This window comes from Streptomyces sp. NRRL WC-3626, assembly GCF_000718785.1.
Lineage (GTDB): Bacteria > Actinomycetota > Actinomycetes > Streptomycetales > Streptomycetaceae > Streptomyces > Streptomyces edwardsiae.
Window position 1 is genome coordinate 37,695 of the sequence record NZ_JOCA01000005.1, and the last position, 24,554, is coordinate 62,248.

General features: G+C 72.7%; 18 protein-coding genes. 15 read left to right on the forward strand and 3 right to left on the reverse strand.

Features of this window, described 5'->3' with window-relative positions:
• Positions 1-103: 103 nt before the first annotated feature.
• The 5 genes from IF28_RS0109315 (at position 104) to IF28_RS0109335 (ending at position 3,777) form a co-directional block, all read left to right on the forward strand.
• A complete protein-coding gene (locus IF28_RS0109315) occupies positions 104-871 on the forward strand; it encodes an enoyl-CoA hydratase/isomerase family protein (RefSeq protein WP_030216463.1) in 768 nt (255 codons plus the stop codon).
• A 168-nt stretch (positions 872-1,039) separates the two neighbouring features.
• Complete coding sequence (locus IF28_RS0109320) at positions 1,040-1,648, forward strand: ATP-binding protein (protein ID WP_078621012.1); 609 nt, start codon at positions 1,040-1,042, stop codon at positions 1,646-1,648.
• A gap of 187 nt (positions 1,649-1,835) precedes the next feature.
• The gene (locus tag IF28_RS0109325; RefSeq protein WP_030216465.1) at positions 1,836-2,750 is read left to right on the forward strand and encodes a MerR family transcriptional regulator; all 915 of its coding nucleotides are present in this window, start codon (positions 1,836-1,838) and stop codon (positions 2,748-2,750) included.
• A 49-nt stretch (positions 2,751-2,799) separates the two neighbouring features.
• The gene (locus IF28_RS0109330; RefSeq protein WP_030216466.1) at positions 2,800-3,012 is read left to right on the forward strand and encodes an EF-hand domain-containing protein; all 213 of its coding nucleotides are present in this window, start codon (positions 2,800-2,802) and stop codon (positions 3,010-3,012) included.
• Between the two features lie 75 nt (positions 3,013-3,087).
• Positions 3,088-3,777, forward strand: a complete 690-nt coding sequence (locus IF28_RS0109335; RefSeq protein ID WP_324616049.1) for an NADPH-dependent F420 reductase — start codon at positions 3,088-3,090, stop codon at positions 3,775-3,777.
• 14 nt (positions 3,778-3,791) lie between these two features.
• Here IF28_RS0109335 and IF28_RS0109340 read toward each other — a convergent pair whose 3' ends face one another.
• On the reverse strand, positions 3,792-4,349 hold the full coding sequence (locus IF28_RS0109340) for a glycoside hydrolase family 25 protein (RefSeq protein ID WP_030216468.1): 558 nt from the start codon (positions 4,347-4,349) through the stop codon (positions 3,792-3,794).
• Between the two features lie 228 nt (positions 4,350-4,577).
• On the opposite strand from IF28_RS0109340, the gene IF28_RS0109345 reads away from it, so the two are divergent.
• Genes IF28_RS0109345 through IF28_RS39150 form a run of 4 tightly spaced genes read left to right on the forward strand, consistent with a single transcriptional unit; the run spans position 4,578 to position 10,852 of the window.
• Positions 4,578-5,651 (forward strand): sugar-binding transcriptional regulator, encoded by a 1,074-nt coding sequence (locus IF28_RS0109345; RefSeq protein WP_051713688.1) that lies wholly within the window; start codon positions 4,578-4,580, stop codon positions 5,649-5,651.
• A complete protein-coding gene (locus tag IF28_RS0109350; protein ID WP_051713689.1) occupies positions 5,651-6,301 on the forward strand; it encodes a type VII secretion system-associated protein in 651 nt (216 codons plus the stop codon). Before IF28_RS0109345 ends, IF28_RS0109350 begins: the two co-directional genes overlap by 1 nt.
• Positions 6,298-9,639 (forward strand): hypothetical protein, encoded by a 3,342-nt coding sequence (locus IF28_RS36990; protein ID WP_158713669.1) that lies wholly within the window; start codon positions 6,298-6,300, stop codon positions 9,637-9,639. The genes IF28_RS0109350 and IF28_RS36990 overlap by 4 nt, the downstream gene beginning before the upstream one ends.
• A gap of 55 nt (positions 9,640-9,694) precedes the next feature.
• Positions 9,695-10,852 (forward strand): hypothetical protein, encoded by a 1,158-nt coding sequence (locus IF28_RS39150; RefSeq protein ID WP_051713691.1) that lies wholly within the window; start codon positions 9,695-9,697, stop codon positions 10,850-10,852.
• A 58-nt stretch (positions 10,853-10,910) separates the two neighbouring features.
• Here IF28_RS39150 and IF28_RS0109365 read toward each other — a convergent pair whose 3' ends face one another.
• On the reverse strand, positions 10,911-14,243 hold the full coding sequence (locus IF28_RS0109365; RefSeq protein WP_030216473.1) for a right-handed parallel beta-helix repeat-containing protein: 3,333 nt from the start codon (positions 14,241-14,243) through the stop codon (positions 10,911-10,913).
• 85 nt (positions 14,244-14,328) lie between these two features.
• Between IF28_RS0109365 and IF28_RS0109370 the strand changes: the two genes are divergently transcribed.
• Positions 14,329-15,528, forward strand: coding sequence for a S8 family serine peptidase (locus tag IF28_RS0109370; protein WP_051713692.1), 1,200 nt, complete (start codon positions 14,329-14,331; stop codon positions 15,526-15,528).
• 278 nt (positions 15,529-15,806) lie between these two features.
• Here IF28_RS0109370 and IF28_RS0109375 read toward each other — a convergent pair whose 3' ends face one another.
• The gene (locus IF28_RS0109375; RefSeq protein ID WP_030216475.1) at positions 15,807-19,787 is read right to left on the reverse strand and encodes a type VII secretion protein EccC; all 3,981 of its coding nucleotides are present in this window, start codon (positions 19,785-19,787) and stop codon (positions 15,807-15,809) included.
• Positions 19,788-20,099: 312 nt separating this feature from the next.
• Between IF28_RS0109375 and eccD the strand changes: the two genes are divergently transcribed.
• From eccD to IF28_RS0109400, 5 genes are all read left to right on the forward strand, one after another.
• Positions 20,100-21,497, forward strand: coding sequence for a type VII secretion integral membrane protein EccD (gene eccD / locus IF28_RS0109380; protein WP_030216476.1), 1,398 nt, complete (start codon positions 20,100-20,102; stop codon positions 21,495-21,497).
• 17 nt (positions 21,498-21,514) lie between these two features.
• Positions 21,515-22,993, forward strand: coding sequence for a type VII secretion protein EccB (eccB, locus tag IF28_RS0109385; protein ID WP_030216477.1), 1,479 nt, complete (start codon positions 21,515-21,517; stop codon positions 22,991-22,993).
• A 339-nt stretch (positions 22,994-23,332) separates the two neighbouring features.
• Positions 23,333-23,683: a hypothetical protein gene (locus IF28_RS0109390; RefSeq protein ID WP_030216478.1), complete on the forward strand. Its 351-nt coding sequence runs from the start codon at positions 23,333-23,335 to the stop codon at positions 23,681-23,683.
• Positions 23,684-23,747: 64 nt separating this feature from the next.
• Positions 23,748-24,068, forward strand: a complete 321-nt coding sequence (locus IF28_RS0109395; protein ID WP_030216479.1) for a WXG100 family type VII secretion target — start codon at positions 23,748-23,750, stop codon at positions 24,066-24,068.
• Between the two features lie 28 nt (positions 24,069-24,096).
• Entirely contained in the window at positions 24,097-24,543 is a 447-nt protein-coding gene (locus IF28_RS0109400) for a type VII secretion system-associated protein (RefSeq protein WP_030216480.1), read from the forward strand.
• Positions 24,544-24,554 lie beyond the last annotated feature (11 nt).

Below are 24,554 nucleotides of genomic sequence, written 5' to 3' on the forward strand. Positions count from 1 at the left end.
GGCTCACGGCCGGGCGGCGCCACGCGCCGGAGCGGTCCGGCCCCCGGCTCGCGGTCTCCACCCGCGGTACCCCCGGATGTGAACGCCCGCTAACCTGCGGGGCATGACCGTACATCTGGAAGTTGCCGAAGGCGTCGGGACACTGCGGCTGGCGCGGCCGCCGATGAATGCGCTGGACGTTGCCACGCAGGACCGGCTGAAGGAGCTTGCCGAGGAGGCGGCCCGGCGGGACGACGTGCGGGCCGTGGTGATCTACGGGGGCGAGAAGGTGTTCGCGGCGGGTGCGGACATCAAGGAGATGCAGGCCATGGACCATGCGGCCATGGTGGGGCGGTCCCGTGCCCTCCAGGACTCCTTCACGGCCGTGGCACGCATCCCCAAGCCCGTCGTGGCCGCCGTCACCGGGTACGCCCTCGGCGGGGGGTGCGAGCTGGCGCTCTGTGCCGACTACCGGATCGCGGGGGAGAACGCCAAGCTCGGGCAGCCCGAGATCCTGCTGGGCCTGATCCCGGGCGCGGGCGGCACCCAGCGGCTGTCCCGGCTGATCGGCCCCTCCAAGGCCAAGGACCTCATCTTCACCGGACGCCAGGTGCGCGCCGACGAGGCGCTGGCGCTCGGCCTGGTGGACCGGGTGGTGCCCGCCGGTGAGGTGTACGAGCAGGCGCACGCGTGGGCCGCGAAGCTGGCCCAGGGGCCGGCGATCGCGCTCCGCGCGGCCAAGGAGTCGATCGACACCGGGCTGGAGACGGACATCGACACCGGGCTCGCCGTCGAGCGGAACTGGTTCGCCGGACTGTTCGCCACCGAGGACCGCGAGCGGGGCATGCGCAGCTTCGTGGAGGAGGGGCCCGGCAAGGCGAAGTTCCGGTGAAAGTTCCTCGTCGGTCTTGCAATTGACGCGATGTCTGATTGGGGTCCCTCGACGGGGCGAATTATGGGAGCCTTAGTGCACCCTTAAGCCGTTCGTGACGAGGGAGCCCGTCGATTGCCTGAGAGCGAGTCGTTTCCCCAGGTCGGACGGGGCTCCGGGGATTCCGAAATGCCTTCGGCATATGACGGTGGCCCTCCGCCCGACGGGGGCGTACGGGGGGCGTATTCCCCCGGAACGGCCCCCGGGGGCCCCGTGGGCGGCCATGATGGGGGCATGGCGGGGCTGGAGGGCATGGAACAGCCGCGGGGAGACGGACGTGCGACCGCGTCGCGCTGGTCGCCGACGGTCGAGGACGAACGCGCCCTGAAGGCGCTGGAGTTGTACGGCAACCCCACGGAGGCGGAGGTTCCGCTGGCGTCCCGGCCCGAGTCCGCCGCCACCGCCCGACGGCTCGTCCAGAGCGTGATCCTGCGCCAGTGGGGCCTTTCCGCGAAGATCACCGAGGACGCCGTCCTCCTCGTCTCCGAACTGGTCGGCAACGCCGTACGGCACACCGGGGCCCGGATCATCGGCCTGCGCATGCGCCACCGGCGCGGCTGGATCCGCGTCGAGGTCCGCGATCCGTCCCGCGGACTGCCCTGCCTGCTGCCGGTCCAGGAGCTCGACACCAGCGGCCGGGGCCTCTTCCTCGTCGACAAACTCGCCGACCGCTGGGGCGTCGACCTGCTGCCCCGCGGCAAGACCACCTGGTTCGAGATGCGGGTCAGCGACCGCTGAGGGCCTCAAGGCGTGCCGCTGGTCTCCTGCTGCCGGTGGGCTCGGGCTTGCGGGTATGGCCGATGACGGCTCCGAGGCGTGCCGCGGCTCTCCGGCTGCCGGTGGGCTCCGACCGCCGGGCCTGGTCGATGACGGCCCCGAGGTACGCCTTGAGTCTCCACCCGCTGGAGGGACCAGACTCCCCGCCATGACCGACGACAGCACCGGACTGCTCACCATCGGCGCGCTCGCGCGGGCCACCGGGCTGTCCGTGCGCACCATCCGCTACTGGTCCGACGAGGGAGCCCTGCCGCCGGTGGCGCGCTCCTCGGGCGGCTACCGGCTGTACGACGCCGGCTCCGTCGCCCGTCTGGAACTGGTCCGCACCCTGCGTGAACTGGGCCTCGGGCTCGACGACGTACGCCGGGTACTGACCGGGGAGACGACGGTCGCGCGGGTGGCGGCGGCGCACGTCGCCGCGCTGGACGCCCAGATCCGGTCACTGAAGATGACCCGTGCGGTGCTGTCGACCGTGGCACGACGCGGCTCGACCGCGGAGGAGACGACTCTCATGAACAAGCTGGCACGACTGTCGGCCGCCGAGCGCGGCCGGATCATCGAGGACTTCATGGCCGAGGTCTTCGACGGCATCGACACCGCCGACCCCGACATCCGTACCCGCCTGCGCTTCGCCGCCGCCAATCTGCCCGACGACCCCACCCCCGAGCAGGCCGACGCCTGGGTGGAACTGGCCGAGCTGATCCGGGACCCGGAGTTCCGTGCCGACATGCGCAGGATGATCGAGCTCAACGCGGCGGACCGGGGGCCGGACGTCCGCTCCGGCACCTCCCTGTGGTTCATGAGCCGGCTGGTGCAGCTCGCGAGCGGGGCGCTCCAGGACGGCATCGCGCCCGACTCGCCCCGGGCCCCCGGCGTGCTGCGCGAGCTGATCGGGGACGCCGACCCCGTCGCCGTACGGGAACGCCTGGCGGCGGCGACGAACGTACGCCTCGCCCGCTACCGCGAACTGTCCGCGATCATGAACGGTCTGGAACCGCCCGGCGCGTACGAGGAGCCGTTCCGGTGGGTGGTCGCCGCACTGGAGGCTCAGGTGGCCCGATAATCTGATCTGCGTCAGTAAGACGGCAAAGTGCGAGATGAGGGGCGGACCGGTGGCGGACATTGAGGAAGCGCGCAAGCAGTTCGAGCGGATCGACATGGACGGGGACGGGTTCATCACCGCTGCCGAGTTCAAGACCGCCCTCGCCCAGGGCGGGGACTGGAACGTCACCGAGGCGGTCGCCGAGGCCGTGATCAAGTCCCAGGACCTGAACGGCGACAAGGTCCTGTCCTTCGACGAATTCTGGGCGCATCTGAACAAGTAGGTCCGGAATAGCCCGTCCGTTCCGGGGGTTGATGCCGACCATGGCGGTTTCCGAAGGGAGCCGAAGCGGACATCGATCCCCGGAAGGGCGAGGCGAGCGGACATGAAGATCGGCATCATCGGAGCGGGCAACATCGGGGGCAATCTCACACGGCGGCTCACCGCCCTCGGCCACGACGTCTCCGTCGCCAATTCCCGCGGCCCCGAGACGCTCACGGAACTGGCCGAGGAGACCGGCGCGACGCCCGTACGGGCCGAGGACGCGGCACGCGGCGCCGAGATCGTCGTCGTCACCGTCCCGCTGAAGGCCGTACCGGATCTGCCGTCCGGCCTGTTCGACGGGGCCGCCGAGGGGCTGGCCGTCATCGACACCGGCAACTACTACCCGCGGCGGCGCGACGGCAGGATCGACGGCATCGAGGACGAGGGTGTCACCGAGAGCCGCTGGACGGAACGGCAGCTCGGCCACCCCGTGATCAAGGCCTTCAACGGCACGTACGCCCAGGACATCCTGGACCGCCACCGCCCCGCCGGCGACCCCGGCCGGCAGGCCCTGCCCGTCGCCGGTGACGACGAGGCCGCCAAGCGGAAGGTGCGGGCCCTGATCGACGAGCTCGGCTTCGACACCGTGGACGCGGGCGGCATCGACGATTCCTGGCGCCAGCAGCCCGACACCCCGGTCTACGGCCTGCGCGCGGGCGCCGAGGCCGTCGCCAAGGCTTTGACGGAAGCCTCCCCGGAACGCAAGCCGGAGTTCCAGGGCTGAATGGCCCCTGGGCCTCAGCTGCCGGCGGCCCATTCCTTCAGCGCCGACCTGCTGGAGAAGTCCGCGACGTTCTTGTCCAGCGGGTCGTCGGTGTACTGGTGGAAACGCCACTTCGCCTGGATACGGGGTTCGCCCGCGGTGACGTAGTCGGCGATCCAGAGGCCGTCACCGTCGTAGGAGGTCCGGTCCGCGTTCAGCCAGAAGTCGCGGTTGCAGTAGAGGATCACCCGGTGGTGCGGGCGTAGTTCCCTCACCTTGCGGATGAAGCGGTCCTTCTCCGCGTTGCTCGCCCGGGTGCCCTCGCCCGTCGTCTCCCAGTCGACCGCGAGGATGTCGCCCCGCTTCTTTGGCGCCTTGCTCACGAAGTACTCGGCCTGGGCCGTGAGATTGCCCGGCCACAGGAAGTGGTAGAAGCCGACGACCAGTCCGGCGTCGCGTGCCGTCTTCGTCTGGGCCTTGAGTCTGGGATTGGTGTACGAACGGCCCTCCGTCGCCTTGATGAAGACGAACGACAGACCGTCGGTGTCGTACGAGGACGACTGGTACGCACTCACGTCGATGCCGCGCAGCAATGGGGCTCCCTGATGAAGTGCTGGTGGGGGGAGGGGAGTCGAATGGTTCATTCCCCACCCAAGCACGCGTGACCCGTTCGACGGGCCGAAAGTCCCGTCCCGGTCGCCACTTCGGACCCCGGTGTCACTCCCATGTTGCTTTCTCTTCATGTTCCGCTCACCTCGCACAGGTGAACTAATCAGTGCGGGGGCGTGAGTTGACGTCCTATCAGAGCACGGAGAGACGACATGGCCGAACCGGCCGAGGCGGCCGCGTTACCCGGCCCGATCGACACGCTCCTGGCCGCGGCCGTCGCCCGGCGCTTCTATCTGGAGAACCGGTCGAAGGTGGAGATCGCCAAGGAGTTCGACATCAGCCGGTTCAAGGTGGCCCGTCTCCTGGACGCGGCCGTGGCCCACGACATCGTGCGGATCGACATCACGGTGCCCGCCGAGATCGACGTCCCGCTCGGACGGGCGCTGACCGAGCGCTTCGGGCTCCGGCACGGCATCGTCGTCGATCTGGGGCGCGCCGACGGCGGTGCGGGGGACCAGCGGCAGAGCGGGCGCTGGCTCGGTACGGCGGCGGCCCGGCTGGTCTCGGACATCGTCGAGGAGGGCGACGTCCTCGGACTGGACGGCAGCCACGCGGTGGACGCGCTCAGCGAGGCGGTCACCCGGCTGCCGCTGTGCGACGTCGTCCAGCTGACCGGTGTGCACGGACCGGACCTCGCCCATGACGCCGCGATCACCGCGGTCCGCCGTACGGCCGCGGCGGGCGGCGGCCGGGCGTTCCCGCTGCACACCCCGTTCCTGCTGCCCGACGCGGCGACGGCCGCCGTGCTGCGCAGCCAGCCCGCCACCGCCGAGACGCTGGAGCGGTTCGGCCGGGTCACCAAGGCCGTCGTCGGCATCGGCGCGTGGGACGGCCCGCACTCCACGGTCTACGGCGCCCTGTCCGAGCGCGAGCGGGAGACGCTGCGGGAGGCGGGGGCGTGCGCGGAGGCCGCCGGACATCTCCTGGACGACGGCGGACGGTTCCTTTCCACCGAGCTCACCGCCCGGACCATCGCCGTCGGCGCCGCCGAACTGCGGGGCGTCGACGAGCTGATCGGCGTCACGGCCGGCGGACGCGACACCGGGGCGGTGCGCGCCGTACTGCGGTCGGGCCTGCTCACCGGCGTCGTCACGGACGCCGTCACGGCGCGGCGGCTGCTCTGGCGCGACGGTACGCACGACGGCCGGTACGAGCGTCGGTACGGCGGCACGGACGCCGTCGCGCCGACCGTGCCGGCGCCCCGATCCACCGAACGAGGACAGTGATGAGCCAGCAGGAGGCGCTTTCGCTTCCGCCCGTTCCGGACGACATCCGCGAGGCGGGCCGTCTCGCCCCGGACCACTGGCTGGGGGTCGTCGACCCGATGTGGTCCGGGGAGGGCAAGCCGCCGGACTGGGCGATGACCGGACGGTGGCGGTCGGGCCTCGACGGGGAGATCGTCGAGTGGGAGGACAACCCCGACTACCGTCCCTCCCCGCGTACCCTCGGCTGGCCCGAACCCGAGGACGAGGTGGACCGGGCCGTCCAGCTCGCCTCCACCGGATACGGGCCCGGCGAGGCGGTGCCGGCCGCGCTCGCGGGGCGCGAGGTGGCGGTGCTGACCGCGCCGGGCGGCGGCCTGGTCAGCGCGGCGGCGACGGACGGGACGCCGGTCGTGCCGGTGTTCACCTCGTCGGTGTTCCTGCGTACGGCGGGGCGATACGCCTTCGAACTCGTCCGCGTGGACGATCTGTTGGCGCGGGTGCCCGAGGGGCATGTGCTGTATCTGAACCCCTCGGCGGCGGTGAGCATGCTGCTGGATCCCGAGGCGGTGCGGGACGTCGGCGCGGGGGAGTCCCCCGTCGCGCCCGACGCCGTTCCCGCTCCGTCGGTGGTGACCGAGGCCGTTCGGCCGGTGCGGGGGACGGACGCGTGAGCCGCTGGTCGTCCGTGCTGCCGGGCCGGGGACGCAGGTCCGGTTCCGGCTCCGGTTCCGGTACGGGCCGTCGTGGTGCGCCGGGTCCGGACGGTGGCGCGAGCGGGGCCGTGAACCGGGGAGCCGGGGGCCCGCCGGTCGAGGACGTCGACGGTGTGCTGCTGGTGCGCTCGGTCGAGGACGACTCCTTCCCCCTGGACGTCGTCGCCGAGGTGGCGGGCGCCGTCGGCGAGGAGGAGGACGTCGTCACGGTGATCGTAGGCTCCGGGGGCGCGGCTCCCGGAGCGGATCACTGGGCCCGGCTGGGCGCGCTGCTGGACTCCCTGCGGGACCGCGGCACCGAAAAGGTCCGGCTGGTCATGTCCGGTGCCGGTGACGACCGGCCGGACCGGCCCAGCGTCGCCCGCAGGATCGCGGACGCCTGGGAACTGGAGGTGACCGCGCCGGACGGCGCCGTCCTCATCACGCCCGGAGGCACGCTCTTCGCCCACGGCGACTCCGGAGCCGGGTCCGCCTGGTGGCGGTTCGCGCCCGGTGCGCAGCCCCGGAGGCTGGGCCGGCGTGCCCCGGCGCCCGCCTGGGAGGAGGCGCTGGACGGGGTGCCCGCGCGCACGGGCGGGGGCTGCGTCGTGGACCGTATTCCGGCGGGCGTGGTGATCCGCCCGGCCGAGGCACCCGGGCCCGCCCCCGACGACCTGTGCTTCTCCGTGCCCGTCGACTTCGAGCGGCTCACGGTACTGGTGGGCGCCCCGCACGCGGAGGACGTCGCCGCCGACGAGGTCGCCGCCGTACTCGAGGGGCTGCCGGCGGCGGAACGCGCCCGTGTCCGGCTCGCGCCCGGCGGTCGGCGCGATCTGCTGCGGCTCGGACAGTCGGTCGCCGACCTGACGGGTGCGGAGGTGGAGGTCCTCACCGGCCTGCCCCTCCTCGACGACCACGCCCCCGCCGGAACACCGCCCCGGCCGACGCTCGTCGGGCGGGAGGGCGCGCCGACCTGGCGGCCCTTCGTGTCGTCCGTGGTCTGCGGGCCCGTCGACGCGGACGGGCGGGCGCCCGTGCCCCGGCCGGTGGGGTTCCACCCGCCCGACTGGATACTCGGCGGCAGCGAACCGGGGACGGTACGGCTGACCGACCGCTGGCAGGCGACGGTCACCCGGGCCGGCCTCGCGCTGTGGGCACCGGACGGACCCCGTCCCGGTCCGGTCGGGCTGGCCGTGGACCCGGAGGTGTGCGCCATCGAACTGGGCATGCCGGGACAGCCGTTGGACGGCTCCCTGCTGCCCGCCCTGGCCCAACTCCTGCGCGGCCTCGGCACGGACGTCCGCTCCCGCACCACCCTGCTGGTCCGTGGCCGGCTCCCGGCGGGCGACGGAGCGCTCCGCCGCCTCGCGGCGGAACAGGGCATCCCCGGCATCCGGTACGTCACCGCCGTCCGGCCGTCCCACGCGGGACCGGCGACGGGGCGAAGGGGGACGGCCGCTGCGGGCGGCGCTGTGCCTTCTACGGCCGTGTCCGGTACGGCCGTTGAGTCCGGCGCCGGTGTCCCCGCGGTCGCCGGTTCCGGAGCACCGGCGCCCACGCGTCCCGAACGGCCCCACGGTGGCCGCGCCGCCACGGCGAGCGGTCCGGGACGACCGGTGCGAGAAGTCGGCGCGACCGCCGCGGCCGGTGCCGGTGACCCGGCGGTCGCCGGGTCGAGGACCTCGGCGCCGGCGCCTGCCGTGGCGAGCGGTCCGGGACGGCCCGTGCGGGTGTCGTCGGGGACCGGTTCCGTCCCGGTCGGCGGGGCCGCCGAAGAGCGCGGTGGCGGGCGTGCCGTGTCCTCGGAGGCACCCGAGGATCCCGGCGCGGCCGGCCCGGCGGCCCCTTCCGGGGTGGGCGGGGCCGCACCGGCCGGCGCAGGGAGTGACGTGCCCGGGGAAGCGGCGGGAGCCGCCGTAAGGGGTGAGACGAAGTCCGGGGTGTCCTCCACGGAACGGCCCTCCGAGAACCTCGCCACGCCGGATGCCCCCGAGCGTGAGGGCTCCGATCCCGTCGTGAAGGCCCGGGTTGCCGGGCGGGACGGGGGCGGGTCGGCGGGTGGCCGGGTCCCCGATGCCAGTGGGCCGGAAGGCTTCGAGCCTGCCGGGCAGGTACGTGCCGTGTCCTCGGGTCGCGCTGCCGCCGAGCCGAGGCCACAGGGTGGTCCGGCACCCGATGCGGACCCGTCCGAGGGTTCCCGGCCCGCCATGAAGGACTCGTCCGTCGGTGAGCGGGGTGAACCAGGGTCGGACGGCCGCCGGGCACGGGATGCCGGTGATGCGAAGGGCTCCGCTCCGGTCGTGCGGGCCCGGGGCGCCGCTGAGCCGGAGCGTGGTCGGGCACTCGCTGCCGATAAGCCCGAGGGCTCCGGCCGCGTGGCCGGTGAGCGCGGCGGACCGGGGCGGGACGGCGGCCGGGCATCGGATGCCGGTGCGGCCGAGGGGCCCGGGCCGGTCCCGCGGGCCCCGGGTGCCGCTGAGCCGGAGGGCGGACCGGCGCCCGGTGCCGGGGCCGTGGTGAAAGGCCGGGGCGGCGTCGGGGCCGTGCGGGTCGATCTTCCGTTCGTGCCCGGGCATGTCAGCGGGGCGGCCGAGCGGGCCGCGTTCCGGGAGGCTGCCGGCGGGGACTGGGAGGGGCATGCCGCCGCCGTGTCCCGGATGCTCACCCGGATGCCCGCCCTGCGCGGGCATGAGCTGGACGCCGCGCGGACCGATCTCATCGCCGCGCACGCCTACCTCACCGCCGACGAAGGCCCCCTGCACCACCGTGAGTTGATCCGCGACCTGCACACCGGCGAGGGGCGCCTGCTGCCGTACGGCGGCTGTCTCGCGTCCGCCCTGCGCCGGCTGCCGTCGTACCGGGGCGTCGCCCTGCGCGGCGGGGACGCCGGCGCACCCGAGCCCGCCGTCGGCACGCTGCTGCACGACCCCGCCCCGGTCAGCGCCCTCGCCACGACCTCCGCGCTGCCCGCAGGGGCGCCCGTACGGTACGCGATCTGGTCCGTCACCGGACGCAAGGTACGGCAACTGCTCGACCGTCCGGGCGGTTCCCCGGAGACGTACGAGGAGATCGTCTTCGTACCCGGGACCGGCTTCCGTGTCCTCGGGGTACGGACCGTGCCCACGGGACCGTCCGTCGTACTGCTGCGTGAACTCCCCGGCAACGCGACCGCCTACATGGACGGTTCGGAGGAACTGTCCGGGCTGGACCTCAAGGCCCGCACACACCTCGAAGAGGCGCTGGCCAAGGGCTTCCGCGCCGGCGACGGCACACGGTGGCCGGAACGCTGCTCCGGGCCCGTGGGCCAGGACGGCTGAGCCGGACGCGTACGACCATCCCTCACCCCACACTCCCCACAGACCGAGGAGAACGATGGCAAGCGAGAAGAAGCCGCCCGCTCCCGACGGGCCGGACGGCGCGGGCGGCGGTTCGTCCGTCCGCAGGGCCGTCTCCCTCGGGTCGGCGGCGGCCGACCCGGGCCCGATGCTGGCCCCGGCGGCACGGCGTACGGCCGAGCCGGAACCCGAGCAGGCCCCCGAGAGCGGGACCGCCGCCCCCGAGCGGTCCGCCACCGGGGAAGCGGAGACCACGGCCGCCGCCCCCGCCCCCGCCGCCGAGGAACGTCCGGAGGCCGAGGGCCGGAGCGCCGCGGAAGCCGAAGCCGCCCACGGAGTCGGCGCCACCGCCGCAGCCGGGGCCGGCGCGGACGAACCCCCGTCCGGGAACCCGAAGAAGCCCCTGCTCGCCGCCGCCGGCATCGCGGGCGTCGTCCTGCTCGCCGTACCGCTGCTGATCTGGGCGACGGACGACGCGCGGCAGAAGAAGGACGACGTGACGGTGGCCGCCGGCTCCGACACGCTGCTCGAGGAGGAGCCGCTGGAGGTGCCGAAGGGCGACTACGCCCCGGCGGAGCCCACCCCGGAGCCCTCGACCGAGAAGCCGTCCGCCAAGCCGAGCGCGGTCGCGAAGAAGCCCGCCCCGGTGGTGAGTTCTGCCCCGGTCAGCAGTGAACCGGTGGAGACGAAGAAGGCGGAGACGCGGGTGAAGGAGCACAAGGCTCCCCAACTGCCGCCGAACACGGCCGCGTACGCCGTCCAGCGGATGGCCGCGTCCCATCCCGGCCGGCACATCTGCTACCGGGTCCATGTGAAGGGCGCTGGCTGGACGGCCCCCGTCTGCGACGGGGCCACCGCGGGGCACGAGGGCTCGGGGCGGCCGATCACCGCCATCAACATCGCGGTGGCGGACGCGAAGCGGGTGAACGGCAACGAGTTCATCCAGAAGGACGGCTGGACCACCCCGTGGTCGGGCGCGGCCGACGGAACGGATCTGACGCTCGGCGGCGCCGCCTCGAACGCTCCGAACCTCAGCGGCTTCACCATCGGTGTCGAGTCCGGCAACGTCTGCCAGAACAACAAGCTCGGCGAGCACGGCTGGGGCGGCCTGGCGTGCGAGCAGCCGCAGGGCTGGATCTTCGGCGGGTCCACGGACCCGAAGGTCTGGCTGGAGGCCGTCCGGTTCACCGTGTGAGCGGTACGGCGAACGCCCGCCGGTGCGTCCCGGCCGGCGGGCGTTGGCCGTCAGCGGGTCACAGGGCCGCCTCCTGGCGGCGTGCGGGCGGGAGGTCCTGCGGCAGCAGCGTGGTGAGATCGGCGAGGCTCGGCGAGCTCAGGCCGCCCAGCCGGCGGGCCTGGCTCGTCATCATCGACTCCAGGAGCTGCCGGGCGAGGCGCGCGTTGCCGAAGGACCGGTCGCGCGGAATGGCGTCCACATGGGCGCGCAGCGCCTCCACCGTGGCGTCGGCGCACTCGTAACCGGAGGCCGCGGCGTGCTTGGACAGAATGGTGACCAGTTCGTCCGTGCTGTAGTCCTCGAACGTCACGAACTTGGAGAACCGGGACGTCAGTCCGGGGTTGGAGGCGAGGAAGCGTTCCATCTCCTCGGTGTATCCGGCGACGACGACCACGATCTCGTCGCGGTGGTCCTCCATCAGCTTCAGCAGGGTGTCGACGGCCTCGCGGCCGAAGTCGTTGGACGAGCCCTCGGGGGTGAGGGTGTAGGCCTCGTCGATGAACAGCACCCCGCCGAGCGCGCCGGTGAACACGTCCTTGGTGCGCTGGGCGGTGTGGCCGACGTACTGCCCCACCAGGTCCGCGCGCGCCACCTCCACCAGGGAGTCGCGGGGGAGCACCCCGAGGGAGTGCAGCAGCCTGGCGTAGAGCCGGGCGACCGTGGTCTTGCCGGTGCCGGGCGGGCCGCTGAAGACGAGGTGGTTGCTGATCCGGGGCGCGGGCAGCCCCGCCGCGATCCGCTGGCGGGCGTTGGTGAGCAGGCTGACCAGGTCGGCGACCTCCCGCTTCACGGCCGCGAGCCCCACCATGGCGGTGAGTTCGGCCATCGGGTCGGAGCTGTCGTCGTCCGGCGCAGCCGGTTCGCCGACGCCGACGGCCGCCGCCTCCGCGTCGCCGACGTCCTGCGGCAGGAGCAGGGTCAGGTCGTTCTCCGCGGGGTCGGCCATCGCCGCGAGCCGGAACGCCTGCCGGTCCACCATGTCCTCGAACACGGCCCGCGCCGCACGCCCGTTGCCGAACGTCGCGTCACGCGTCATCTGCTCGAAGCGTACGGCGAGGGCCTCCCGGGCCAGCGGTCCCAGCTCGAACTGGTGCCTGAGGCACAGGCTTTCGGTGATCGTGACCAGTTCCTCCACCGTGTAGTTCCCGAACTCGACGGTGCGGGTGAACCGGGAGGCGAGACCGGGGTTGGCGGTCAGGAACGACTCCATCCGGCCGGAGTAGCCGGCCGCCACCACGACCACGTCCTCACGGTGGTCCTCCATCAGCTTCAGCAGGGTGTCGACGGCCTCGCGGCCGAAGTCGTTGGACGCGGCCCCCTCGGGGGTGAGGGTGTAGGCCTCGTCGATGAACAGCACCCCGCCCAGAGCGGAGTTGAACGCCTCGGTGGTCTTGATGGCGGTGCCGCCGATGACCTGCGCGACGAGATCCGCGCGCGCGACCTCGACCAGATGCCCGCTCCTGAGCACGCCCAGGTCCGCCAGGATGCTGCCGTAGAGACGCGCGACGGTGGTCTTGCCGGTGCCGGGCGGTCCGGCGAAGATCAGATGGCGGCTCATCGACGGGACCGGCATGCCGAGCCGGCGCCGGCGCTCCGCGAGCTGGTTCAGATTGACCAGCGTGCTCACCTGGTGCTTGACGTCGTCCAGGCCGACGAGCGCCCGCAGTTCGGCCAGCGGGCCCTCGGGCTCCTCCTTCTTGCCGGGGCCGCCCGGGGCGCCGTCCTCGCCGCCGGTCTCGGCCGACTCGCCCCAGCTGTCCGGGAGTCCGTTGTCCGTGCTGGTCAGCACCTCGACCGTGAGCCGTTCGCCCGCCCGGCTCTGGCGCAGTCCCGCACCGCGGTTGTCGCGTACGACGCACCGGGTGACGTCGACGGGTTCGGCACTGTCGATCCGGATGCCGTCGCCCGTACTGCCGCTGATCTCACAGGAGTCGAGGGTGGCCCGGCCGCCGCGCGAGACCTGGACGCCGTGTGCCCGCGAACCGTGCACCCGGACCCGCTCCAGGGTGATCTCCGCGCCGTCCCGCACCCCCACACCGGCGTCGGCGCTGTCGCCGATCTCGCAGTCGCGCAGGGTGCCCCGGCCGCGTTCGCCGACGACGAGGCCCGAGCGGGCGGCGGAGCTCAGTACGGTGTCGCTGATCTCGGGGTCGGAGTCGTCGTCGATGCTCACCGCACAGCCGCCCGCGGACTCGATCTCGCAGTGCTCGAGCCGGCCGCGGCCGTCGTCGGTGAACTCGACGCCGTGACCGCCCGCGCCGGTGATCCGGGTGCGGCGCAGCAGCGGGTTCGCGGCGGTGCGCACGGAGACGCCGACACCGGCCGCGTCCAGGACCTCCAGATGCTCGAACTCGGCCGTGGAGTCGTCCCACAGCTGCACCGCCCCGGCGGTGTCGGCGCAATCGCTCACCACGGTGTCCCGCAGCAGCGGGGCGCTGCCCTCGACGACCCGTACGGCGGCCTCGGTGGAGCCGTGGAACGAGCAGCCCTCCAGGGTGCCGCGCGAGCGGTCCAGGACCAGCAGCCCGCTGGTCCCGGTACGCCGGGTGACACAGCCGCTCAGCACCGGGTCGGCCCCGCCGGAGATGACGATGCCGCTCTGCGCGATCGATTCGAAGGACGTCTCCTCGATCTCCGGGCGGGACATGCTGGTCACCAGCAGACCGACCGAGGTGTGGTGCACGGCGCAGCGCAGCACCCGCGTCGAGCTGTGGCCCTCCAGCGCGATGGCCGGTTTGTCGGTGCCGGAGATGTCGCAGCCCTCCACGGTGCCCCGGGCCTCACCGCTCGCGAGGACGCCGTTGGCCCGCGCGCCCCGGATGCGGCAGTCGCGGATCAGCGGCCCGGCCGTCTCGCCGAGCACCACCGCCGACGTGCCGAAGTTCTCGAACGTGCAGTCCTCGACGACGCTCTCGCTCTCCGACGAGTCGACCAGCCCGGCGCCGCCCGGGTTGGCGATCCGGCAGCCGCGCGCGGCCAGCGAGCCCTTGCCGCGGACCAGCAGCGCCGTCCATCCGGAACCGGTGACGGTGCAGTCGTCGAGGGCGGCCTGACCGGCCGGTACGTCCACGACCGCGGCCTCCTTGTCGCGGCCCCGGAGGGTGAGGGCGCTGAGCATCACGGCGTCGGCCATGAGGGTGACGGCGGTGCCGTCGCGCGGGCAGAGCTCGACGGTGCCCGGCTCGCCCTCGCCGACGATCGTCACCCGGTGCCGGATGACCAGGTTCTCGGCGTAGCGGCCGGGACGGACCCGGATCACCGCCCCGGTACGCGCCTGGGCCAGGGCCTCACCGATCGTCTGGAAGCCGTCCGACCGTTCCGGGTCGACGGTGAGTATGTGGCGTGCCACGCCTCGAACCTCCTTGTGCTCTGCGGTAGTTGGCGTTGTGCGCCGGACATGTTGTGTGCATATCATGCGCGGTATGCGGAATGTCATGAAACGTCGGGGTGCGGGTGTGGTGCTGGCGGTCGCCGTGGCGGTGCTGCCGGTCATGGGCGGTGCGGCGCTCGCCGCGCCGGCCGTGCTGCCGGGCGCCGACGAGCCGGGGGCCACGCTGCTGCCGCCGTTGCCCGTCCGGCTCGGCGAGGACAGCGCGTGCACCGGGGCGTCGGACCGGACGGCCACCGGGGCGGCGTGGTCGCAGACGGCGCTCGGGCTGTCCCGGACCCAGCGGATCTCCCGGGGCGCCGGGGTCACCGTCGCGGTGGTCGACAGCGGGGTCGCCTCCGAAGTGCCCAGCCTGGAGGGCAGGGTCACGCACGTCGGCGACGCGGACGAGGACTGCGTGGGCCACGGCACGTTCGCCGCGGGCCTGATCGCGGCGGCACCGCGCAAGGGCAGCGGTATCACCGGGATCGCCCCGGAGGCGGAGATCCTCGCCCTGCGGGGCACGGACGACCGCGGGGTCCCCTCGGCCGACCGGGTCGCCGACGGCATCCGAACGGCGGCGGACCGCGGCGCACAGGTCATCTACGTGGGCCAGGTCCTGCCCATCGGCTCCCGGATCACCGCCGCCGTCGCCCACGCCACCCGGCGTGACGCGCTGGTGATCGCCCCGGCCGCCCCCGACGCCGTACCCCGCGAGGAACTGGGCCCCGACGGTGAGATGCCGGAGGGGCCGTACTGGCCGGCCGCCTCGCCGGGTGCGCTCGCCGTGGTGGACTTCGGGCCGGGCGGCGTACGGCAGAAGAGCGCCCCGCCCGCCTACCGGCCCGCCCTGTCGGCGCCCGGCAGCGAGATGGTCAGCGTCGCCCCCGAGGGCTCGGGGCACTACATCGGTTCCGGTGCCTCGCTGGCCGCGGCGGCCGTCGCGGGCGCCGCCGCGCTGGTCCGCGCCTACCACCCCGAGCTCACGGCCCCCGAGGTCACCCGCCGGCTCCTCGACACGGCCTACGCGTCCGACATCCCCCGCCTGGACCCGTACGCGTCCCTGTCCCTCCTCCAGGACAGGGCGACGTCCCACGCGGGCACCGATTCCCCGGCCGACATGCCGCCCGCGCCGAACCCCGCCCCCCGGACCCGCTCCCTGACCATCGCGGCGACGGCCCTGGCGGCGGTCCTCCTCCTGGCAGCCCTGGCCGCGGTGATCCCCCGAGGCCGCACCAGAAACTGGCGCCCCCCGACAACCGGCTAGCACCCCAACGCCGCCCTCCACGACCAGCCGCTCACCTCCGCCGCCCGCGGCCAGTCGTGCCCCGCCAGCCGCGGGCAGTCGTGCCCCGCCGCCCGCGGCCAGTCGTGTCCCGCCAGTCGCGGGCAGTCGTGCCCCGCCAGCCGCGGGCAGTCGTGCCGCTGGGGCGGCACGGGTGGGCGCGACGGCACCCCGCAGGCGCCGGGCCGCGCAACGTCCCCCCGCCCCACCGCAGCGAGCCGCCCCCCGGCCCGCCCCGCCCTCACCGAGGCGCACCCGCCTCACAGCCCATCCCCCACAAACCCCGTCTGCACCTGCAAGGTCTTCCGCCGGGCAATCCGTACCGCCCGCCCGGGAATGAGCTCCCGCCCCTTCACACTCCCGAACAGATACCCCTCACTCGGCGGGCACGACATCAACAGCCCCGGCGTATTGACCTCCTGCAACCGCCGCAGCAACGCCTCGTTCAGCCCCCGCCCCGCCCCCGCCGACGACCGCGCCACCACGAGGTGCAACCCCACCTCGTGCCCCAGCGCCAGATGATCCAGCAGCGGAGCGAACGGCTGCGTCATCGGCCCGCCCCCGACCATGTCGTAGTCGTCGACGAGAATGAACAGCCGAGGCCCCTGCCACCAGTCGCACAACCGCATCCGCGACGGAGCGATGTCCTCCCCCGGAACCCGCTGCTTGACCGCCCGCGCCGCCCCGTCCACCAGATCCCGCAGCATGTCGAGGGAGACCGCGTGCCCCAGCCGGTACGCCTCCGGCACGCTCTCCACCAGCTCCCGCCGGTAGTCCACCGTCATGATCCGCGCCTCGGACGGCGTGTACCGCTCGGTGATGCCCCGCGCCACCAGCCGCAGCAGATTCGTCTTGCCGCTCTCCGTGTCGCCGACCACGATCAGATGCGGGTTCTCGCTGAAGTCGTGCCACACCGGCTCGAGTTCGTTCTCGTCCAGCCCGATCGCGATCCGCAGCCCGTTCTCGCCCTCCGGCTCGGGCAGTTGCCCGACCGGCAGCTTCGCCGGCAGCATCCGCACCCGCGGAGCCGTCGGCCCGGTCCAGTTCTCCGCGATCGCGGCGACCAGTCCCGCGACCCCGTCCGCGAGGTCGTCGGAGTCCTCGACCCCGTCGACGCGCGGCAGCGCCGACAGATAGTGCAGCTTGTCCGAGGTGAGACCGCGCCCCGCGCTGCGCGGGACCGCGGCCGCCTTCCGGGAGTCGATCTGGGAGTCCATCGGATCACCCATCCGCAGCTCGAGCCGCGTCCCCGTCTGGTCGCGCACGGACGACGACAGCTCCACCCAGCGGGCGGTGGTGACGATCAGATGGACGCCGTAGTTGAGCCCGCGGGCGGCCAGCGCGTTGAACGTGGGGATGTGCCGGTCGAAGTCCTGGCGCACGGTGGCCCAGCCGTCGATGGCCAGGAACACGTCACCGTGCGGCTCGTCGGGGAACTCCCCGGCCGCCCGCCGCTTGCGGTACGTCGCCATGGAGTCGATGCCGTGCTCCAGGAAGAACCGCTCCCGCCGCGCGAGCAGCGTGGTGACCTCCGCGATCGTACGGCCCACCCGCTCGGTGTCGACCCGTGCCGCGACCCCGCTCATATGGGGCAGCTCGTCGAGCGCGGCGAGCGTGCCGCCGCCGAAGTCCAGGCAGTAGAACTGGACTTCGCGCGGGGTGTGGGTGAGGGCCAGCGCGGTGATGAGGGTCCGCAGCAGGGTGCTCTTGCCGCTCTGCGGCCCGCCGGCGATACCGACATGGCCGCCGGCCGCCGACAGGTCCACCGTCAGCAGGTCCCGCAGCTGGTCGAAGGGCCGGTCCACGACCCCCACCGGCACGGTGAGCCGCCCGCGCCGCGGCCAGTCCGCCGTGGTGAGGCCGTAGCGCGGATCGGGGGCCAGCGGGGGCAGGATCTGGTCCAGGGTGGCCGGCCGGCCCAGCGGCGGCAGCCACACCTGGTGGGCGGGCGGCCCCGAACCGCGCAGCCGGTCCAGCGCCACCGACAGCAGCGTCTCCTCCCCGCCGTCCCCCTCCTCCGAGGGCTCCGGCTCCTCGGAGCCGCCCGCCGGATCCGGGTCGGCGGGGGCGCGCGGCACCACCCACTCCGCCGTCCACGGCACCACCTGCCGCGCCACCTGCGCCTGCGCCACCGCCCGCCGCCGCTGGTACGGCCCCGACACATACGCGGCCCGGAACCGGGTCAGCGCGTCGACACCGCTCTTGAGGAACCCGGCACCCGGCTGCGCCGGCAGCTCGTACGCGTCCGGCACCCCCAGCACGCCCCGGCTCTCCATCGCGGAGAACGTCCGCAGACCGATCCGGTACGAGAGATGGCTCTCCAGCTGGTGCATCCGGCCCTCGTCCAGCCGCTGCGAGGCCAGCAGCAGATGCACGCCGAGACTGCGCCCGAGCCGGCCGATCATCACGAAGAGCTCCATGAAGTCGCGGTGCGAGGCCAGCAGTTCGCTGAACTCGTCGACCACCACGAACAGGCTCGGCAGCGGCTGCAACGGCGTTCCGGACTGCCGCGCCTTCTCGTACTCCAGCGCGGACGTGTAGTTCCCGGCGGCGCGCAGCAGCTCCTGGCGCCGGATCAGCTCCCCGTGCAGGGCGTCCTGCATACGGGCCACCAGCGCCACCTCGTCGGCGAGGTTGGTGATGACCGCGGAGGTGTGCGGGAGCTCGTCCAGGCCGAGGAAGGTCGCACCGCCCTTGAAGTCGACGAGGACGAAGTTCAGCGTCTCCGAGGAGTTCGTCAGTGCGAGGCCCAGCACCAGTGTGCGCAGCAGCTCGCTCTTGCCGGAGCCGGTCGCGCCGATCAGCATGCCGTGCGGCCCCGTACCGCCCTGCGCGGACTCCTTGATGTCCAGCTCCACCGGCCGGCCCTCGCCGCTCACCGCGATCGGCACCCGCAGCCGGGCACTGCCGGCCGCCTTCTCCCACAGCGTGGCCGGGTCGTGCCGGTGCAGATCGGGGATGTTCAGCAGGGAGGTCAGCTCGACGTCGTTGGCGAGCGGCCTGGAGTCGTCACCGCCCATGCTCATCCGGTACGGCGCCAGCAGCCGGGCCAGCGCCAGCGCGCCCACCGTGCCCAGCTCGTCGGGCCGGCCGAGCACCGTCGACTGCTCCTTGCGGTCCCGGTCGGTGCGCACCAGCGCGACCCCGCCCTCGTCCACCTCCAGCCGCAGCGTGGTCCGCCCGGGCTTCCAGGCGAGCGCCCCGGTGAGGTCGAGGACCACCGCGTTGCGGAAGCCGTGCCCGTCGAATCGGTGCCCCGCCGGCACGGTGCAGCCGTCGACCACGACGACCGTGTACGGCTCCTCACGCCCCGGTACCGCGTCCGGGTCGGCGCCCGGCCGCTCCAGGAACTCGGCGCCGAGCAGGTTCTCCAGCTCGGTGAAGGCCGACGCGATCATGCGGGCCGGACCGGCGCCGTCCTCCTCGTGCCGGTGCAGACTGTGCGGCAGCCACTTCGCCCACTCCCACTCCGAGCGTCGCTCGTCCGACACGCACAGCGCGATCCACAGGTCGTCGGGGGAGTGGAACACCGCCAACTGGGCGAGCAGCGCCCGAACCTGGGCCCGTATCCGCTCCTCGTCGCCACGGAACAGCACCTTCGACCAGGCCCGCAGATAGATCGCGATGGGCTGGTCGCGGACGGTGGAGTAGGCGCGGGTGAAGCTGCGCAGCGCGTGCGCCGACAGCGGCTCCAGGTCCTCGACGGGCTTGGTCGACAGCGGCGTCAGCTTCATCGCGAGCCGCTGGTCGCCCACGCCCATCCGCACCTCGCCGAAGTCCTCGTCGGACGACCGCCGTTCCCACAGCCGGGTGCTGCGCACCAGCGACGACAGCGCGTCGGGCTCCGGGTGCCGCCAGGCCAGCGCGCGCTGCTGCTCGACGATGGACGTCCGCACGATGCGCCGGGTCTGCCGCAGATAGCGCAGATAGTCGCGGCGCTCGCCCTTCATCCGCTGCTTGCGCTCGCCGTTGCGCCGCATGACCTGGCCGAGCATCATGCCCGCCGACGCGATCACCATCACACCGAGCGCGATGTAGATGAATCCGCCGCTGCTGCGGCTCATTCCCGGCCGCATGAACATCAGCATCATGGACACCGACATCAGCGCCATCGGCAGATACGTCCATACCGCGGAACTGTCCGGCACGACTTCCGGAAGCGTGGGCGGCTCCTGAAGACTCAGTTCCCCCGACGGCATTTCCGGCCCTTTGCGGCGGGCCGGGCGGCGGAACAGGATCACGCTCAACGAACGTCCTCCTCAACGATTTCGGAAGGAATTCCGCGGGAACGTCGCGAGAACGTCGCGGGTAAGGTCGCGGTCAATGTCGTAAAGAGTCAGATTCCCGCGCGACGGCGGCGGGAGAATGGCCAAGGGGTTCCCTGACGCTGAACTCCCGGAGTGGTGTTGCGAAAAGCCCGGCGTCGGGTCAAACTCGTCGGCGCATGCCCCGTCCGACTTTTCCGTCGCGTTCGGCGACCGACCGGTGTGCCGCTGCCACCTTCCAGCCACCGCGCATGCCGTGGTCCGCCAGAAAGTGTGAAACCCGAACCCATGACTGAGATTCAGACGGCAAGCCTGTGCCGCGTCACCGTACGCGCACCGGCCAGGACCGTCGACCTGGCCGTGCCCTCCGATGTCCCCGTCGCCGATCTGCTGCCCACAGTGATCGGCTACGGAGGGGACGACCTGGAGGAATCCGGCCTGGAGCACGGAGGCTGGGTACTCCAACGCCTCGGCGGTCCACCGCTCGACCCCGAGAGTACCTTGGACTCCCTCGGTCTGCGGGACGGAGAGGAGCTTTATCTGCGCCCCCGCACCGAGGCGCTGCCCGAGGTGCACATCGACGACCTGATCGACGGCATCGCCGACGGCATGAGCCGCCGCCCGCACGGCTGGAGCCCCGAGGCCGGCCGCCGGCTGCTGCTCGGACTGGCCGCCGCCACCCTGGCGTTGGGCCTCGTGCTGCTGGCCGTACCGGGCACGGCGGGCTGGATCCGGGCGGTCGCCGCCTCGGCCACCGGACTGCTGCTGATCGCCGGAGCGGGTTCCGCCTCCCGTGCCGTCGGGGACGCCGGGGCGGGCTCGGTGCTCGGTCTGGCGGCGGCCCCCTACTTCGCCCTGGCCGGCTGGCTGCTGCCCGGCGGCGACCTGGGCGGCGCCGACGGCGACGCCGTCCTCGGCGCCCGGCTGCTGGCGGCGTCCGCCGCGGCGGGCGCGGGTGCGGTGCTCGCCCTGGCCGCGGTCGGCGTGTATCCGGCGCTGTTCATCGGCGCGGCCTGTGTGGCGGCGGCGGGCGCGCTCGGCGCCGCCCTGATCACCCTGGACCTGGCGCCGCGGCAGGCGGCCGCGGTGGTCGCCGTCGTGGTGGTGCTGTTCGGGGGGTTCGTGCCGTCGCTGTCGTTCCGGCTCGCCGGCATGCGGATGCCGCCCCTGCCCACCAACGTGCAGCAGCTGCAGCAGGGCATCGACCCCTACTCCTCGACGGACGTCGACGCCCGCTCGGCGCTGGCGGACGGCTGGATGACGGCCCTCTACGGCGCCATCGGCCTGGTCTGCCTGCCCTGCACGGCGGCACTGCTGACCGACCCGGGTCTCGCCGAGATCCTCACCGTCGTCGCCCTCTCCCTGCTCCTGCTGCTGCACAGCCGCGGCCTCGGCAATGTCTGGCAGCGCCTCGCGCTGACCACCGCCGGCGCCTGGGGCGTCGTCCTGCTGCTCCTCGTGTCCGCGCGCTCCCTCGCCCCGGCCGACCGGCTCACCCTGACGGCCGGTCTGCTGGGGCTGACCGCCGCGCTCACCATCGCCTCGTGGACCGTGCCCGGACGGCGGCTCGTCCCGTACTGGGGACGCGCGGCCGAACTGCTGCACTCACTCGCCGCCCTCGCCATCCTGCCGCTGACGCTCTGGTCCATGGGCGTCTACGGCTGGCTGCGCGGCATCAACGGCTGACCGGGAGACACGGCGACATGCACAGCAAACGCGACCAGGTACAGGCCCACCTCTTCATCATGGGACGGCTGGCCTCGGCCATGCTGCGCTCCGAGCCCGACGCCCCGGAGAGCCCGCTGGGCCGCACCAACCGCGGCGCCGCGATCGGGGTGATCATCGCGGTGCTGGTGTGCGCGGGCGCCTTCGTGTTCGGCCTGATCAAGCCCGGCGGCAACGACTCGTGGCGGTCGGGGGAGAACCTGGTCGTCGACAAGGAGACCGGGGCCCGCTACCTGTACCTGGACGGGCGGCTGCGCCCGGTGCGCAACTACGCGTCGGCCCGGTTGGTCGCCGGCGGCGACATCGGCGTCACGACGGTGGGCACGTCCTCGCTGGCCGGCACCCCGCACGGCACACCCATCGGCATCCCCGACGGGCCCGAGGCCCTGCCCGGCACCGGCGACCTCGACCGCACCCCCTGGCTGGTGTGCTCCGCGATCCGGCCCCGTACGACGGGTGTCGTCACGGCGATCACGACCCTCGCCCTCGGCACCGACGCACCGCAGGACGTACCCGGCGGCCGGCGACTCGGCGAGAACGAGGGCATGCTGGTCACGGGCCCGGACGAGGCCACGTATCTGCTCTGGCAGGGCAGCAGACTGCGCCTGGACGGCCGAGCGAAGGCGGCCGAGGCGCTCGGCTACGGCGATGTCGCCCCGCGCCCCGTCTCGGCGGCGTTCCTCGACGCCTTCCCGCTGGGCCCCGACCTGGCCCCCGCCGAGGTACCCGGCCGGGGAGGGAAGGGCCCCGAACTGGGTGGGCGGAGCACCACGATCGGGCAGCTCTTCAAGGTCGACGTACCCGGCTCCGCCGCCCGCTACCACCTGCTCACCCGGGAAGGCCTGGTCCCGCTGACCGACACCGGCGCGACCCTCCTGCTGGGCGACCCGCGCACGAGTGAGAAGGCGTACGGCGGCGGGGCCGCGACGGTGGCGACGCTCGGCGCGGACACCCTGGCCGGGCACCTCGCCCCCGGCGCGCAGTCCTCCGGGCCGGGTTCGGCGAGGCTGCCGGCGAAGCCGCCGAAGGCGGTCACGGCCGCCCCCGGCTCCGTGGCCTGCGCGGAGGTGGACTCCGCCGACTCCGGTGTACGGGTGGGCACTTCGGTGCTGCCCGAGGGAGCCCTGCCCGAGACCGTGCAGGCACCGGCGCCCGAGGTCGAACCGGGCTGTCTGCAGGTCGACTCCATCGCCGTACGGGCGGGCAAGGGCGCGCTGGTCAGGGCGTTGAGCGCGAGCGGCAGCGCCCTGGGCGACACCACGTATCTGGTGACGGACGCGGGTGTGAAGTACCGGCTGCTGTCGCAGGAGGCGGTGACGGCACTGGGCTACGAGGGCGTCGCGGTGCGGACGATGCCGTCCCCGATGCTGGCCATGCTGCCCAGCGGCCCCGATCTGACCCCCGAGTCGGCGTCCGAGGGCGAGGCGCACGTGACGCTGCGGTGCCCCGGGCAGTAGGGGCCGGCCGGGGTCCCGGTGGTCGGCCGGAAGGGAAACTTTTGGGATTCGCGCGGTCACCTGGAGTTCAGTCGGGCGGCCCCGATGTCCGGTCTGTCCGGCCGGATTCCCCGCGATGCTCACATGAGCGCCGCGAATGGCCGCGGAATGCTCAATCGAGCTTTTCCATAGGGGAGTTCGGCGTTCCGTAGGCAATTGCCAAATAAGTTGCGGCCTGCATAGCATCTGGCCACCCCAGCAACCCGGTGAGTCAGTCCTGATCGCGGGGTGCCCTGTCTGCCCGCAGGGTGACGCCGGGGGCCGCAGACCGGTGAGTTTCGCCGACAAGGGAGTTCTCTCATGGCCATGCAGCAGTCCGAGGAAAACGCGACCCGTAATGGGATCATGGCGCTGGAACAGGCTTTCACCGGTGTCCAGCGCTGTCAGCAGGATGTTCAGACCACATCGCAGACGCTCGCCTCGAATTACGGCGGCGCGGACGGCGGCAAGTACAAGAAGCTGCTGGAGCAGTGGGACGAGCATGTCGACACGATCCTGATCAACCTGGACCGGATGGTCGACGAGCTCAACGGCACCCTCCGGGAGCACGGACTGGTGCAGGGGTCCACCAGTGACGCCATCGACGCCGAGTACAGCCGTTCCACGGCCGTGTTCGACGAGCTCAACGGCACCAACACGTCGGCCGGCTGAACCCGCCGCCTCTTACCCGTAGCCCTTCAACTCCCGTGATTCTCCCGGTGAATCGAGGACTCTGATGGACTTCTCCGACGGCTATATCTACGTCGACTACAACCATGCCGAAGGCGCGTCGGAAGACATGGTCGGCCAGTCCCAGGCGATCATGAGCATTCTGGCCAACCTGGAGATGGAACTGGCGGAACTCCGCAACAGCTGGATCGGTGACGACAGGGAGGTCTACAGCGAGGTCCAGGCGAAGTGGGACAACGCTGTCGAGAACATCAAGAACCTGCTCGCCAACCATTCCAGCCTGCTCACCGACATCTCCTCCAACTACCGCTACACGGAGCAGAACCTGTCGCAGCGGTGGGGTGACATCAGGATCGGCAGCCGCTGACGCCGGCCGGTGACGGAAAGGTGATCTCGTGGCCGTCACGGTCCTCGACAGCGCATTCCTGAAGAATTTCATCAACAACCAGATCGACGGATTCCGTACGACGCTGGAGAACATCCTCAAGGACAGTCCGACCGCCGGCCCGGCGATCTCGTTCATCGCGGACAGCATCTCCACGACGACGATCGACTCCGCGAAACCGCTCGTCATCGGCCTCATGGCCGGTGAGAACAGCGCGGTCGGCGGCGGTGCCCTGAACAAGGTCATCCAGCAGGGTGCGGGCGAGGTGGTCCGCATCCTGGACGATCAGACCGTCCTGTTCGAGGACCTCGAGCAGGCGCTGTGGGACACCATCGACGAGCTGGCCAAGAGCCAGGGCAAGAATCTCGAGAGCATCACCGCCGACGATTTCATGGACATCTTCGAGGATGTCGACAGTGATCTCGACAATCCGGGCGGCAACGACCAGGAAGAGTGACGGAGTTCGGC

Bases quoted from the DNA above. Each gene is read 5' to 3' on its own strand.
- IF28_RS0109395 (WP_030216479.1), top strand. From the start codon at position 23,748: ATGGACTTCTCCGACGGCTATATCTACGTCGACTACAACCATGCCGAA.
- IF28_RS0109370 (WP_051713692.1), top strand. From the start codon at position 14,329: ATGAAACGTCGGGGTGCGGGTGTGGTGCTGGCGGTCGCCGTGGCGGTG.
- eccB (WP_030216477.1), top strand. From the start codon at position 21,515: ATGCACAGCAAACGCGACCAGGTACAGGCCCACCTCTTCATCATGGGA.
- IF28_RS39150 (WP_051713691.1), top strand. From the start codon at position 9,695: ATGGCAAGCGAGAAGAAGCCGCCCGCTCCCGACGGGCCGGACGGCGCG.
- IF28_RS0109390 (WP_030216478.1), top strand. From the start codon at position 23,333: ATGGCCATGCAGCAGTCCGAGGAAAACGCGACCCGTAATGGGATCATG.
- IF28_RS0109325 (WP_030216465.1), top strand. From the start codon at position 1,836: ATGACCGACGACAGCACCGGACTGCTCACCATCGGCGCGCTCGCGCGG.
- IF28_RS0109320 (WP_078621012.1), top strand. From the start codon at position 1,040: ATGCCTTCGGCATATGACGGTGGCCCTCCGCCCGACGGGGGCGTACGG.
- eccD (WP_030216476.1), top strand. From the start codon at position 20,100: ATGACTGAGATTCAGACGGCAAGCCTGTGCCGCGTCACCGTACGCGCA.
- IF28_RS0109315 (WP_030216463.1), top strand. From the start codon at position 104: ATGACCGTACATCTGGAAGTTGCCGAAGGCGTCGGGACACTGCGGCTG.
- IF28_RS0109350 (WP_051713689.1), top strand. From the start codon at position 5,651: ATGAGCCAGCAGGAGGCGCTTTCGCTTCCGCCCGTTCCGGACGACATC.
- IF28_RS0109345 (WP_051713688.1), top strand. From the start codon at position 4,578: ATGGCCGAACCGGCCGAGGCGGCCGCGTTACCCGGCCCGATCGACACG.